Origin of the sequence: Pseudomonas alvandae (genome assembly GCF_019141525.1) — a bacterium.
Taxonomy (GTDB): Bacteria; Pseudomonadota; Gammaproteobacteria; order Pseudomonadales; family Pseudomonadaceae; genus Aquipseudomonas; species Aquipseudomonas alvandae.
This window is the reverse complement of sequence record NZ_CP077080.1, coordinates 512,123-525,653: the sequence shown is the minus strand read 5'-3', so window position 1 is coordinate 525,653 and position 13,531 is coordinate 512,123. Positions and strand designations below refer to the sequence as shown.

At 60.8% G+C, this 13,531-nt stretch carries 13 protein-coding genes; 11 read left to right on the top strand and 2 right to left on the bottom strand.

The genetic code is table 11. The annotated features are described in order from the left end of the window. Positions 1 to 86: 86 nt before the first annotated feature. From KSS97_RS02275 to KSS97_RS02245, 7 genes are all read left to right on the top strand, one after another. Positions 87 to 1,328, top strand: a complete 1,242-nt coding sequence (locus KSS97_RS02275) for an SfnB family sulfur acquisition oxidoreductase (protein ID WP_030140511.1) — start codon at positions 87 to 89, stop codon at positions 1,326 to 1,328. Between the two features lie 23 nt (positions 1,329 to 1,351). After that, positions 1,352 to 2,545 carry an SfnB family sulfur acquisition oxidoreductase gene (locus tag KSS97_RS02270; protein ID WP_030140512.1) on the top strand — a complete coding sequence of 398 codons (1,194 nt, stop codon included), beginning with the start codon at positions 1,352 to 1,354 and terminating at the stop codon, positions 2,543 to 2,545. Next, on the top strand, positions 2,545 to 3,903 hold the full coding sequence (locus KSS97_RS02265) for an LLM class flavin-dependent oxidoreductase (protein ID WP_217860970.1): 1,359 nt from the start codon (positions 2,545 to 2,547) through the stop codon (positions 3,901 to 3,903). Before KSS97_RS02270 ends, KSS97_RS02265 begins: the two co-directional genes overlap by 1 nt. Before the next feature lie 195 nt (positions 3,904 to 4,098). After that, entirely contained in the window at positions 4,099 to 4,908 is an 810-nt protein-coding gene (locus tag KSS97_RS02260) for a MetQ/NlpA family ABC transporter substrate-binding protein (RefSeq protein WP_217861954.1), read from the top strand. A 2-nt stretch (positions 4,909 to 4,910) separates the two neighbouring features. After that, positions 4,911 to 6,035, top strand: a complete 1,125-nt coding sequence (locus tag KSS97_RS02255; protein ID WP_198797032.1) for a methionine ABC transporter ATP-binding protein — start codon at positions 4,911 to 4,913, stop codon at positions 6,033 to 6,035. Next, on the top strand, positions 6,025 to 6,669 hold the full coding sequence (locus KSS97_RS02250) for a methionine ABC transporter permease (protein WP_030140516.1): 645 nt from the start codon (positions 6,025 to 6,027) through the stop codon (positions 6,667 to 6,669). Before KSS97_RS02255 ends, KSS97_RS02250 begins: the two co-directional genes overlap by 11 nt. 69 nt (positions 6,670 to 6,738) lie before the next feature. Continuing rightward, positions 6,739 to 7,365, top strand: a complete 627-nt coding sequence (locus KSS97_RS02245; protein ID WP_217860969.1) for a class I SAM-dependent methyltransferase — start codon at positions 6,739 to 6,741, stop codon at positions 7,363 to 7,365. A gap of 73 nt (positions 7,366 to 7,438) precedes the next feature. Here the strand turns inward: KSS97_RS02245 and KSS97_RS02240 are convergent, their stop codons facing one another. Next, positions 7,439 to 8,005 carry a transporter substrate-binding domain-containing protein gene (locus KSS97_RS02240; RefSeq protein WP_217860967.1) on the bottom strand — a complete coding sequence of 189 codons (567 nt, stop codon included), beginning with the start codon at positions 8,003 to 8,005 and terminating at the stop codon, positions 7,439 to 7,441. A 133-nt stretch (positions 8,006 to 8,138) separates the two neighbouring features. Here KSS97_RS02240 and KSS97_RS02235 point away from each other — a divergent pair, with 133 nt between their 5' ends. Further along, positions 8,139 to 8,564: a DUF4399 domain-containing protein gene (locus KSS97_RS02235; protein WP_217860965.1), complete on the top strand. Its 426-nt coding sequence runs from the start codon at positions 8,139 to 8,141 to the stop codon at positions 8,562 to 8,564. 194 nt (positions 8,565 to 8,758) lie between these two features. Here the strand turns inward: KSS97_RS02235 and serA are convergent, their stop codons facing one another. Beyond that, entirely contained in the window at positions 8,759 to 9,988 is a 1,230-nt protein-coding gene (serA, locus tag KSS97_RS02230; protein WP_030140520.1) for a phosphoglycerate dehydrogenase, read from the bottom strand. A 204-nt stretch (positions 9,989 to 10,192) separates the two neighbouring features. Here serA and KSS97_RS02225 point away from each other — a divergent pair, with 204 nt between their 5' ends. The 3 genes from KSS97_RS02225 (at position 10,193) to KSS97_RS02215 (ending at position 13,454) form a co-directional block, all read left to right on the top strand. After that, positions 10,193 to 11,587, top strand: a complete 1,395-nt coding sequence (locus KSS97_RS02225; RefSeq protein WP_030140521.1) for a D-2-hydroxyglutarate dehydrogenase — start codon at positions 10,193 to 10,195, stop codon at positions 11,585 to 11,587. Between the two features lie 39 nt (positions 11,588 to 11,626). Further along, entirely contained in the window at positions 11,627 to 12,292 is a 666-nt protein-coding gene (locus tag KSS97_RS02220) for a fumarylacetoacetate hydrolase family protein (RefSeq protein WP_217860963.1), read from the top strand. A 235-nt stretch (positions 12,293 to 12,527) separates the two neighbouring features. Beyond that, a complete protein-coding gene (locus KSS97_RS02215; RefSeq protein WP_030140523.1) occupies positions 12,528 to 13,454 on the top strand; it encodes an SdiA-regulated domain-containing protein in 927 nt (308 codons plus the stop codon). Positions 13,455 to 13,531: the final 77 nt, after the last annotated feature.

Below are 13,531 nucleotides of genomic sequence, written 5' to 3'. Positions count from 1 at the left end.
TTGAGATGTGAGGTGGGTATGGTACGGAACACAATCACCCCAGTGCAGAGCGCCAAGGCCCTGCACACAGCCACGGAGCGGCGGTGATGTCCGATTTGGCCCAGGCAAAGGTCCAGAGCGACCAGGACATCGCGCCGCTGTTATTGCCGGCACAGGTATTGCGCAACGATGCGGAGGCGATCGAGGCCGCTCATCAATTGGCACAGGTCGCGCGCCAGCAAGCCGCGCGTCGCGACCAGCAACGCAAGTTGCCTTGGTCGGAAATCGAGCAATTCACCCGTAGCGGCCTCGGCAGCATTGCCGTTCCCCGCGAATATGGCGGACCGCAAGTCTCCTCGGTCACCGTTGCCGAAGTGTTCGCAATCATCTCCGCAGCAGACCCGGCCCTCGGCCAGATTCCACAGAACCAGTTCGGCGTGCTCCAGTTGATTCTCGCGACGGGCACCGAGCGACAAAAGAAGATTCTCCTGCAGAGCCTGCTCGAAGGCTGGCGCATCGGTAACGCCGGACCGGAACGCGGCACCCGCAATACCTTGGAACTCAAGGCGCGGATCACGGCCGACGGCGACGGCTTTGTCATCAACGGGCAGAAGTTTTATTCCACCGGTGCGCTGTTCGCCCATTGGGTCGCCGTCAAGGCTTTGGATGACGAGGGTCGCCAGGTGTTGGCGTTCGTTCGACGCGGCACTCCCGGCCTGCGCATCGTCGATGACTGGTCGGGCTTTGGCCAACGCACCACGGCCAGCGGCACGGTCCTGCTGAACAATGTGCGGGTCGACGCAGAGTTGGTGCTGGACAACTGGCGCATCAATGAAGTGCCAAACGTGCAGGGGGCGTTTTCGCAACTGATCCAGGCCGCGATCGACCTGGGCATCGCCCGGGGCGCCATCGATGACGCGATCGCCTTCGTTCGTGAACGCGCACGGCCCTGGATCGAGGCCAAGGTCGAGCGTGCCAGCGATGACTTGTACGTCATTGCCGACGTCGGCAGGCTGAAGATCGAACTTCACGCCGCCGAGGCGTTGCTGCGCAAGGCCGGGCAAATCCTCGATCAGGTCAACGCCGCGCCAATCACCGAACAGTCCGCCGCCCGCGCCTCGATAGCCGTCGCCGAAGCCAAGGTGCTGACCACCGAAATCGCCCTGAACGCCAGCGAAAAACTCTTCGAACTGGCCGGCAGCCGCGCCACCCTCGCCGAATTCAACCTTGATCGCCACTGGCGCAACGCGCGGGTCCACACCCTGCACGACCCGGTGCGCTGGAAATACCACGCGGTCGGCGACTACCGCCTGAACGGCACCTTGCCGGCCCGACATTCCTGGATCTGACGACCCGACCTCTGGAGCAGCACATGACGCTTTCCCAACACGTCGCGGTGATTGCCAGCGATGAACAAGCCCTGATTGTCGCCAGCGACCTGGCCGAAGACTTCAAGCGCGACAGTGCCCTGCGCGACCGCGAACGGCGCCTGCCGCACCCGGAACTCGAGGCGTTCTCGCGCTCCGGCCTATGGGGCATCAGCGTGCCCAAGGCCTATGGCGGCGCGGGTGTATCCAACGTCACGCTGGCCAAGGTCGTTGCGCTGATCTCCCAAGCCGACGGCTCGCTCGGCCAGATTCCGCAAAATCATTTCTACGCATTGGAAGTGCTGCGGGTCAACGGCAGCGAAGCCCAGAAGCAGCGGCTTTACGCCGAGGTGCTGGCCGGCCAGCGGTTCGGCAATGCCCTGGCGGAGCTCGGGACCAAGACGGCCCATGACCGCATCACCCAGCTGCGCCGTGACGGCGACGGCCATCGCATCAATGGCCGCAAGTTCTACGCCACCGGGGCGATCTATGCCCAGCGCATCCCCACCTCGGTGGTGGATGAGAACGGCGTGCAGCAGTTGGCGTTCGTCCCACGCAACAGCCAAGGCCTGACGGTGATCGACGACTGGAGCGGTTTCGGCCAGCGCACCACGGGCAGCGGCTCGGTGGTCTTCGAGGATGTCCATGTTTGTGCCGAAGACATCGTGCCCTTCCAGAGCGCCTTCGAACGCCCCACCCCGGTCGGCCCGCTGGCACAGATCCTTCACGCCGCGATCGATACCGGCATCGCCCGCGCCGCCTATGAAGACGCCTTGCATTTTGTCCGCCACAAAACCCGGCCATGGATCGACGCCACCAGTGACGTCGCGACCCAGGACCCACATACCCTCAAGAGCTTCGGCCACCTGAGCATCCGCCTGCACGCCGCCGAAGCCTTGCTGGAACGCGCCGGAGAATTCCTCGATCGCGCCCAGGCTGACACGAACGCAGAAACGGTAGCAGCGGCCTCGATTGCGGTGGCGGAAGCCCGGGCGATCAGCACGGAAATCTCCCTGGCGGCTGGCAGCACACTGTTCGAACTGGCCGGCAGCCAGGCGACCGTGGCTGAGCATGGCCTCGACCGCCACTGGCGCAACGCCCGGGTGCACACCTTGCACGACCCGGTGCGCTGGAAGTACCACGCGGTCGGCAATTTCTACCTCAACGATGAAAAACCGCCGCTGCGGGGGACGATCTGATGGCGGCCGGCAAGAAAAAAATCCTCCTCAACGCGTTCAACATGAACTGCATCGGGCATATCAATCACGGCCTGTGGACCCATCCACAGGACACGTCGACCCAATACAACACCCTTGAATACTGGACCGGGCTGGCCCAGTTATTGGAACGCGGGTTGTTCGATGGCTTGTTCATTGCCGATATCGTCGGGGTCTATGACGTTTACCAGCAATCGGTGGACGTCACGCTGAAAGAGTCGATCCAACTGCCGGTCAATGACCCACTGCTGCTGGTCTCGGCGATGGCCGCCGTGACGAAACACCTCGGCTTCGGCCTTACCGCCAACTTGACCTACGAGCCGCCGTACCTGTTCGCCCGGCGCATGAGCACGCTGGATCACCTGAGCCGCGGCCGGGTTGGCTGGAATATCGTCACGGGTTATCTGGACAGCGCCGCCAAGGCCATGGGCCTCACTGCGCAAGTCGAGCACGACCGCCGCTACGACCAGGCCGATGAGTATTTGCAAGTGCTCTACAAGCTGTGGGAAGGCAGTTGGGAAGACGACGCGGTCATCAACGATCGCGAGCAGCGGATTTATGCCCAGCCAGAAAAGGTCCACAAGGTCCGGCATCAGGGCGAGTTCTATCAGGTCGAGGGCTATCACCTCTGCGAACCCTCGCCGCAGCGCACACCGGTGTTGTTCCAGGCCGGCAGCTCGGAGCGGGGCCTGCTGTTTGCCGGGCGCCACGCCGAATGCGTGTTCATCAGCGGCCAGAACAAACCGGCGACCAAGGTCCAGGTGGACAAGGTCCGGGCCAGTGCCATCGAGGCCGGGCGCAACCCCGAGGACATCAAGGTGTTCATGGGCCTGAACGTGATCGTCGGCGAGACCGAAGCGGCAGCCTGGGCCAAGCATGCCGAATACCTGGGCTACGCCAGCGCCGAGGCCGGGGTGGCGCATTTCTCCGCGTCGACGGGGATCGATTTTTCCGAGTACGAATTGGACGAACCGATCCAGTACGTGAAGAGCAACGCGATCCAATCCGCCACCAAGACCCTGCAAAACAACGACTGGACCCGCCGCAAGCTGCTGGAGCAACACGCCTTGGGCGGTCGCTATATCACCGTGGTCGGCTCGCCCGAACAGGTCGCCGATGAGCTGGAGTCCTGGATCGCCGAAACCGGCCTCGATGGCTTCAACCTGACCCGCATCGTCACGCCGCAAAGCTACGTGGACTTCATCGACCTGGTGATTCCCGAGCTGCAGCGACGTGGGTCATACAAGACCGAATACGACAGCGGCACCCTGCGGGAAAAGTTGTTTCACGCGGGGGCTCATTTGCCTGGACAACACACCGGCTCAACCTACAGACACTGACCCTGTGGACTAGGCCTGATGAACCCGTGGCGAGGGGATTCATCCCCGTTGGGCCGCGAAGCGGCCCCAAGATCTGATACTGCCGTGTATCAGGTTGATCGCATTGACTGTATTTGGGGCTGCCAAGCAGCCCAGCGGGGATGAATCCCCTCGCCACGAAAGCACATGACTCAATCAATGACTGGAATATCCGACATGACCAAGCACTTCCTTACCCTGCCAGTCAAAACCCTGGCCCTGGCTCTCGGCCTGTTCAGCTCGGCGCTGTTCGCCGCCGACGCCCCGCTGAAAATCGGCACCACCGCCGCCTTCGCCATTCCCTTGGAGGCGGCCGTTCAAGAGGCCGACAAACAAGGCCTGAAAGTCGAACTGGTGGAATTCAGCGACTGGATCGCGCCCAACGTCAGCCTCGCTTCGGGCGACATCGACGTGAATTACTTCCAGCACATCCCCTTCCTGGAAAACGCCAAGGCCGCCGCCGGTTTCGACCTGGTGCCGTTCGCCCCGGGCATCATCAACAACGTCGGCCTCTACTCGAAGCAATACAAAAGCTTCGCCGAATTACCCGAGGGCGCCAGCGTCGCCATTGCCAACGACCCGATCAACAGCGGACGCGGCTTGCAGTTGCTGGCCAAGGCCGGGCTGATCACGCTCAAGCCAGGGGTCGGCTACAAGGCCACCGAAGATGACATCGTGGCCAACCCGAAAAAGCTCAAGATTCTGCAAGTCGAAGCGGTACAACTGGTGCGCGCCTACGAAGACGCTGATCTGGTGCAGGGCTATCCGGCCTACATTCGCCTGGCGAACACATTCGATGCGACTTCCGCGTTGCTGTTCGACGGCCTGGATCACAAGGAGTACGTCATCCAGTTCGTGATCCAGCCCAAGAGCAAGGATGATCCACGGTTGATCAAGTTCGTCGATATCTACCAGCACTCGCCCGCAGTGCGCGCAGCCTTGGACAAGGCCCACGGCAAGCTCTACCAAGCCGGTTGGGAAGGCTGAACATGAGTGCCGTCAACGCTCGACTCCGTCATGACGCCCCAGCGCCCCACATCGCCGACCAGACCGAGCTGCATCCAGAATTGAACCGTGCCCACGTGCGCTTCATCGGCCTGGGCAAGACCTACGCTGGCACCCAGGGCCCGGTGGCCGCCCTGCAAGGCATCGACCTCGCGATCCAGCGCGGCGAGGTGTTCGGCATCATCGGCCGCAGCGGCGCGGGCAAATCGTCGCTGATCCGCACTATCAACCGCCTCGAACAGCCCACCAGCGGGCGCGTGCTGATCGATCAGGTGGACATTGGCGAATTCGACGAAGATCGGCTGGTGGAGTTACGCCGGCGCATCGGCATGATCTTCCAGCACTTCAACCTGATGTCGGCCAAGACGGTGTGGCAGAACGTCGAGCTGCCGCTCAAGGTGGCCGGCGTGCCCAAGGAACAACGCCAGCACAAGGTGTGCGAACTGTTGGAGCTGGTGGGTCTGCAAGGTAAGCACGGCGCCTATCCGGCGCAGCTTTCGGGTGGTCAGAAGCAGCGTGTCGGGATTGCCCGGGCGCTGGTTCATGACCCGCAGATCCTGTTATGCGACGAGGCCACCTCGGCGCTCGATCCGGAGACGACTCAGTCGATACTCGGTTTGCTGCGTGAGATCAACCAGCGCCTGGGCCTGACCATCGTGCTGATCACCCATGAGATGGCGGTCATCCGCGAGGTCTGTGACCGGGTGGTGGTGCTCGAACAAGGACGAATCGTCGAACAAGGGCCGGTCTGGGAAGTCTTCGGCAACCCGCAGCATGACGTCAGTCGCACGCTCTTGGCGCCGTTGCAGCACGCACTGCCCGAAGAGCTGCAAAGCCGCTTGCAACCTCATCCGGCGTCGGCGGACGCGGCCACGGTGCTGCGCCTGCGCTTCACCGGCATTGATAAGGATGAGCCGGACCTGGCTGCCTTGTTCAGCGCCCTGGGTGGACGGGTGCGACTGCTCCACGGTGGTATCGAACGAATTCAGGGCCATGGATTGGGGCAATTGCTGCTCGCGGTGAGCGGCTCGGCCTGGAGCGCCGAGGAGTTGCGTCAGCGCGCGGGCAATTGGGCACAACAGGTGGAGGTGCTGGGTCATGTGGTTTGATCGGTTATTGCAGGGTTTCATCGACACCTTCCTGATGGTCGGCGTGTCGTCATTGATCGCTTTGTTGGCGGGCATCCCGTTGGCAGTGATCCTCGTCACGAGCGGCAAGGGAGGGATTTATGAAGCGCCGGCCTTGAACAGGGCTTTGGGCGCGTTCGTGAACCTGTTCCGCTCGATACCCTTCCTGATCCTGATGGTGGCACTGATTCCCTTCACCCGCCTGATCGTCGGCACAACTTATGGCGTGTGGGCCGCCGTGGTGCCGCTGGCCATCGCCGCCACGCCGTTTTTTGCGCGTATCGCCGAAGTCAGCCTGCGGGAAGTCGACCACGGCCTGATCGAAGCAGCCCAGGCGATGGGTTGCCGGCGCTGGCACATCGTTTGGCATGTGCTGCTGCCTGAAGCGCTGCCCGGCATCGTCGGCGGCTTTACCATCACGCTGGTGACGATGATCAACTCCTCCGCCATGGCTGGCGCGATCGGCGCCGGCGGCCTCGGCGATATCGCTTACCGGTATGGTTACCAGCGTTTCGACAGCCAGATCATGCTCACGGTGATCGTATTGCTGGTGGCGTTGGTGGCGGTGATTCAATTGGGCGGGGACCGGCTGGCGCGGGGTTTGAACAAGCGCTGAAGAGCGCTTCATTTGTGTGGGCGAGCTTGCGGTATAGTCGTCGAACACTCCTATCCAAAGCCAGCGACCATGAAACACAGCGCCGACGACCTGCACACCATCACCGCCACCACACTGGGGCATTACAACACCGTGGCGGAAAGCTTTCGCGAAGGTACCCGCGATCATGATGTCAGCCAGAACATCGACGCCTTGCTGCGACACATCCAGGGACAGGCACCGTTTCATATCCTGGATTTTGGCTGCGGTCCCGGGCGTGATTTACGCACTTTCACCGGCCTGGGTCATGTCGCGGTGGGCCTCGATGGGTCCGAGGAGTTCGCGCGCATGGCCCGCCAGGACAGCGGCTGCGAGGTCTGGCAACAGGATTTCCTGCAACTGGACCTGCCGGAGGAGCGTTTCGATGGGATCTTCGCCAACGCCGTGCTGTTTCACATTCCCGTGCAGGAACTGCCCCGCGTCCTCAAGCAATTGCACGCCACGCTCAAGCCCGGCGGCGTGCTGTTCAGCTCAAACCCCCGGGGCGAAAACCAGGAAGGCTGGAACGGTCAGCGCTTCGGCGCGTATCACGACCTCGACGCCTGGCGCACGCTGCTCACGGCGGCGGGTTTTGTGGAGTTGGAGCATTACTACCGGCCAGCGGGGCTGCCGCGGGAGCAACAGCCTTGGTTGGCGAGCGTTTGGCGTAGACCTTGAATTTCCACTGTGGCGAGGGGATTTATCCCCTCGCCACAAAGAACAGCGCTTGAGTCCGATTCTTTATCGCCTGTCACTCTTGCTTGACCAACCACTTCTGCGTCAGCTGCTCCAAGCGCCCATCGTCCTTGATACGCCCCAAGGCATTGTCCACGCTGGCCTTGAACGCCGGGTTGCCCTTCTGGAAGGGAATCACCAGGTTCGGCGCCGGCTCTTTCTTCTCCTCGGGCTGGAAAGACTGCGCCAGGACCAGCGGACGTTGTGCCTCCTCCTTGTTCGCCAAGAGTTGCGCATCCGGCTGACTATAAGTCGCGCTGGTGTCGAAACGTTCCGCCAGTTCCGGGGTCATTGCTATGTGGTTGATGGCGACGTCGTACTTGCCGCTCTCCACACCGGACAACAGATCCGCAGCATCGGTAACGACGAAATCAGGCCGGACATCGAGTTCCGCCGCGAGCATCTCGCCCAGCTCCACTTCGAAACCGGTGAGCTTGCCGTCCTCCTTGAAATTGAACGGGGCGGTGTTGGCCTCGAGGGCGATTCGCAACTCGCCTCGGTCGTTGACGTCGTCGATCAGTTCCGCATGGGCCAGAGGGCTCAACAGGGGTAGCAGGCAGATCAGGCCAGGCAGGAAACGCATGGTCACTCCTAGGTTTCTATACAAGCGAGGCTCGTTTCAGGCTCGCTTTGCTATGGTTATTGCAGCCTTCGACAACGATTGGTCATGAAGTTGTCATGACCAGACGGATTTCATGGAAAAACTGGAGAAAAAAATGAAAAGCTTTATGTCACGTGCCGCGTTGACCGGTCTGTTGCTCGGAGCCTCGATGCTGGCGACAGCCGCAACCCCGGCGCCCAAAGGCGCAGAAGTGTTCATCGTTTCCCCTGAAGACGGCGCCACCGTCAGCCAAGAGTTCAAGGTCAAATTCGGCGTCAAGGATATCGCCCTGGCTCCGGCGGGCGACACGACCAAGAACACCGGCCATCATCACCTGCTCATTGATGTGGACAAACTGCCGGCCGCAGGCGCGCCGATTCCGACCGACGCCAACCACATGCACTTCGGCAAGGCGCAAACCGAGGCCACGATCAAACTGGCGCCAGGCAAGCACACCTTGCAGTTGATCCTGGGCGACAGCGGCCATATGCCGTTCGATCCATCGATTGTTTCCGAGAAGATCACGGTGAACGTCGAGTAACACTGTACTGACAGGATAAATGCAGTATCCATTGTGGGAGCGGGCTTGCTCGCGAATGCGGTGTGTCAGTCGATACATTTGTCGCTGACACACCGCATTCGCGAGCAAGCCCGCTCCCACAGGTTATGTACCAGGCATTAAAAACGGGAGCCCCATTCGGGGCTCCCGTTTTTTTTATCGCAAGGCCAGTCTGATCAGAACAACACGCGGCAACGAATGGTGCCGTTGATGTGCTGCAGCTTCTCTTGCGCCAGGTCCGAGTACTCGGCATCGACGTCGATCACGACGTAGCCGACTTTCTCGTTGGTCTGCAGGAACTGACCGGAAATGTTGATGCCGTTTTCCGCGAAGACCTTGTTGATCTCGCTCATCACACCCGGGATGTTCTCGTGGATGTGCAGCAGGCGGTGCTTGCCAGGGTGGGCAGGCAAGGCCACTTCCGGGAAGTTCACCGACGATACGGACGTACCGTTGTCGCTGTACTTGACCAGTTTTTCCGCCACTTCCAGGCCGATGTTGGCCTGGGCTTCAGCGGTGGAGCCGCCGATGTGCGGGGTCAGGATCACGTTATCCAGGCCGCGCAGCGGGCTCTCGAAGATGTCATCGTTGGAGCGTGGCTCCACCGGGAACACGTCGATGGCGGCGCCGATCAGGTGCTTGTCCTTGATCGCTTCGGCCAGGGCGTCGAGCTTGACCACGGTGCCGCGAGCGGCATTGATCAGGATCCCGCCCTTCTTGATGGCGCGGATTTCCTTCTCACCGATCATCCACTGGGTGGCAGCGGTTTCCGGTACGTGCAGGGTCACGATGTCGGACATGCCCAGCAACTCGTGCAGATTGTTGACCTGGGTGGCGTTGCCCAGGGGCAGCTTGGTCACGGTGTCGTAGAAGAACACCTGCATGCCAAGGCCTTCAGCCAGTACCGACAATTGGGTGCCGATCGAGCCGTAACCGACGATACCCAGCTTCTTGCCGCGGATTTCGAAGGAATTGGCCGCGCTCTTGATCCAGCCGCCACGGTGGCAGGAAGCGTTTTTCTCAGGGATGCCGCGCAGCAGCAGGATCGCTTCAGCCAGCACCAGTTCGGCAACGGAACGGGTGTTGGAATACGGCGCATTGAACACTGCGATGCCGCGCTCACGCGCCGCGTTGAGGTCAACCTGGTTGGTGCCGATGCAGAAGCAGCCGACCGCGACCAGTTTCTTGGCGTGGTCGAAGATCTCTTCGGTCAGTTGAGTACGGGAGCGAATACCGATGAAGTGAGCATCGGCGATCTTTTCCTTGAGCTGGGCTTCCGGCAGAGAACTGGTGATGTACTCGATGCTGGTGTAGCCCGCCGACTTGAGGACGTCGACAGCCGATTGGTGGACGCCTTCGAGAAGAAGGAACTTGATCTTGCTCTTATCGAGAGAAGTCTTGCTCATCTGCGTAAACCTGTGTCCCGGAGAAAAATGGCAGGGAATCGGACAGCGTGGGCTGGCCCGACCGGCGTGACAGCCGTCGCCGCAGAACAGCCGTTGGGCACTACGCTGCGGGGTCGGTATGCTAGCATATGCCCCCCGCAAACACCCATTCCTGCGACGTGAAGCGTTCTCAGGATGACCATGAATTGTTCGAGAGTTCTGTCGATGACCAATCCTGCCGTGATAGATGAGCTGAAGACCCTGGTTGAGCCTGGCAAGGTCCTGACCGATGCCGACTCCCTGAATGCTTACGGCAAGGATTGGACCAAGCATTACGCGCCCGCCCCGACCGCCATCGTTTTCCCCAAGACCACCGAGCAAGTCCAGGCCATCGTGCGCTGGGCCAACGCGCACAAGGTCGCGCTGGTGCCATCAGGCGGGCGTACCGGGCTTTCCGCCGCCGCCGTGGCGGCAAATGGCGAAGTCGTGGTGTCATTCGACTACATGAACCAGATTCTCGACGTCAACCTGACCGACCGCACCGCCGTGTGCCAGCCGGGCGTGGTCACCGAGCAATTGCAGAACAAGGCCGAAGAGCACGGCTTGTATTACCCGGTGGACTTCGCTTCCGCCGGTTCCAGCCAGATTGGCGGCAATATCGGCACGAATGCCGGCGGAATCAAGGTCATTCGCTACGGCATGACTCGTAACTGGGTGGCGGGCATGAAGGTCGTCACCGGCAAGGGTGACGTGCTGGAACTGAACAAGGACCTGATCAAGAACGCCACCGGCTACGATCTGCGGCAATTGTTCATCGGCGCCGAAGGGACCCTCGGCTTCGTGGTCGAGGCCACCATGCGCCTGGACCGCGCCCCGAAGAACCTCACCGCCATGGTGCTCGGCACGCCGGACTTCGATTCGATCATGCCGGTATTGCATGCCTTCCAAGGCAAGCTCGACTTGACCGCCTTCGAATTTTTCTCCGACAAGGCCCTGGCCAAGGTCCTCGGTCGTGGCGATGTTCCCGCGCCGTTCGAAACCGACTGCCCGTTCTACGCTCTGCTGGAATTCGAAGCCACCACCGAAGAAGTCGCCAACCATGCCCTGGAAACCTTCGAACACTGCGTCGAGCAGGGCTGGGTGCTGGACGGTGTGATGAGCCAGAGCGAAACCCAGCTGCAGAACCTGTGGAAGCTGCGCGAGTACATCTCCGAAACCATCTCGCACTGGACGCCGTACAAGAACGACATTTCGGTGACCGTTTCAAAAGTCCCAGGCTTCCTGCGGGAAATCGACGCGATCGTCGGCGAACACTATCCAGATTTCGAAATTGTCTGGTTCGGCCATATCGGCGACGGCAACCTGCACCTGAACATCCTCAAGCCGGAAAACCTGAGCAAGGATGAATTCTTCGCCAAGTGCGCGACCGTGAACAAATGGGTCTTCGAAACCGTCGAGAAATACAACGGTTCGATTTCCGCCGAGCATGGCGTGGGCATGACCAAGCGCGACTACCTGACCTATAGTCGTTCGCCAGTAGAGATTGAATACATGAAAGCCGTGAAGGCGGTGTTCGACCCGAACGGCATCATGAACCCAGGCAAGATTTTCGCAGTTTGACCAATAAACACCTGAAATCGAAAAGGCAGGAGTCGGTAAATGAGCTATCAGCACCAGTATGTCGACGGTACGCGCATTCATTTCCCGGTGGGAAAAGTAGTCTGTATTGGGCGTAACTACGCCGAACATGCAAAGGAACTGGATAACCCGGTGCCCACCGAACCCTTGCTGTTCATCAAGCCAGGCAGTTGCGTGGTGCCGCTGGAGGGTGGCTTCAGCATCCCGGCCGACCGCGGCGCGGTGCACTACGAGGCGGAAATCGCAGTGCTGATCGGCAAGCCGTTGTCCACCCGGCCCAGCGCTGAAGAAGTGCTGGACGCCATCTCCGGCTTCGCCCCGGCCTTGGACCTGACCCTGCGGGATAAGCAGGCCGAGCTCAAGGCCAAGGGCTTGCCGTGGGAAGTCGCCAAGTCTTTCGACGGTGCGGCGGTGATCGCCCCGTTTGTTTCGAAGGACACCTTTGCCGACCTGGCGGACATCCCGGTTCGCCTGACCATCAATGGTGAAGTGCGCCAGGACGGCAACAGCAACCTGATGCTCAACCCCATCGTGCCGATGATCCAATACATGGCCGGTTGCTTCTCGCTGCAGGCCGGCGATGTGATTCTCACCGGCACCCCGGCGGGCGTCGGGCCGTTGAATGCAGGGGACGAACTGGTCCTGGAATTGCCAGGGGCAAGCCGCTTCGAGAGCAGCGTTCGCTAACGGCCAACCTGTACCATCACTCCTGTGGGAGCGAGCTTGCTCGCGATAGCGGTCTATCCGACACTTTAATGTTGGCTGACACACCGCTATCGCGAGCAAGCTCGCTCCCACATGGGGATAGGTGAAGGCCTGCTCTACCATTTACCGTTTTTTTCACATGCCATCCGGATAATTCCGGGGATCGCGGCATCTGAGCCTGCCAATCCCTCGTGCGAATTTCTGGAACGCATCCCCGATGGCCAAGACCCAAACCCTGCCCACTTCCGCCCGACGCGCTCGCTTTGGCTTGCCTTGGTATGCCTGGCTGTTGCTGGGAGCCGTCGCTGCCTACGGGCTGGCATTCGCAATGCACTGGGATGACCGAGGCCTGCTTTGGGTATCCGAACGCTTCGAAAGCCCGGCCCAGCGCCAGGAAAGTGTCTGGCTACCGGATTACCGCGCCGTGATCGACGCCAAGCCCCTGCCTGGCATGGAAAAAGACGAAGCCTCGGACGTGACCTACAACCCGCAGACCAAAACGCTGTTTGCGGTCATGGGCAAGAACCCGTTCCTGGCGGAACTGAGCCTGCAGGGCGACGTGCTGCGCAAAATGCCTTTGGTGGGCTGGAGTAATCCCGAAGGCGTGGCCTACATGGAAGACGGCCTGCTGGCCATCACGGATGAGCGAAAGCATACCCTGTCGATCGTGCAGGTCGATGCCCATACGCAAGCGCTGAATCGCAAGGACTTTCCTGAATACGATCTTGGCCCGTCCAAGAATCAGAACAAAGGGTTCGAGGCAGTCGTCTGGGATCCGCGTAACCAGCAACTGGTGCTGGGTGAAGAGCGACCACCCGCCCTGTTCACCTGGAAAAGCGATGGCAGCCAATCGCTCAAGGGCGACAAGCAGATCCATGTGAGCAACGAGCTGGATTTGCGCAACCTCTCGGCCCTGGCGATCGATCCTCGCACCGGCCATATGCTGGTATTGTCCGCCGACTCCCATCTGCTGCTGGAACTGGACGAAAAAGGTGATCAGGTCAGTTTCATGACGCTGCTGGGCGGCTTCAACGGCCTGAATGACACGATCCCGCGCGCCGAAGGTGTCACTGTCGATGAAGCAGGCAATATCTACTTGGTCAGCGAACCCAACCTGTTCTATCGTTTTGAAAAAACACGCTGATCGCGCGAACTCTGTAGGATAAATCGTCCTTCGCTGTAGGGTGTGGCACACAGCCATTAAGCTTCAGTTCAGGCAGT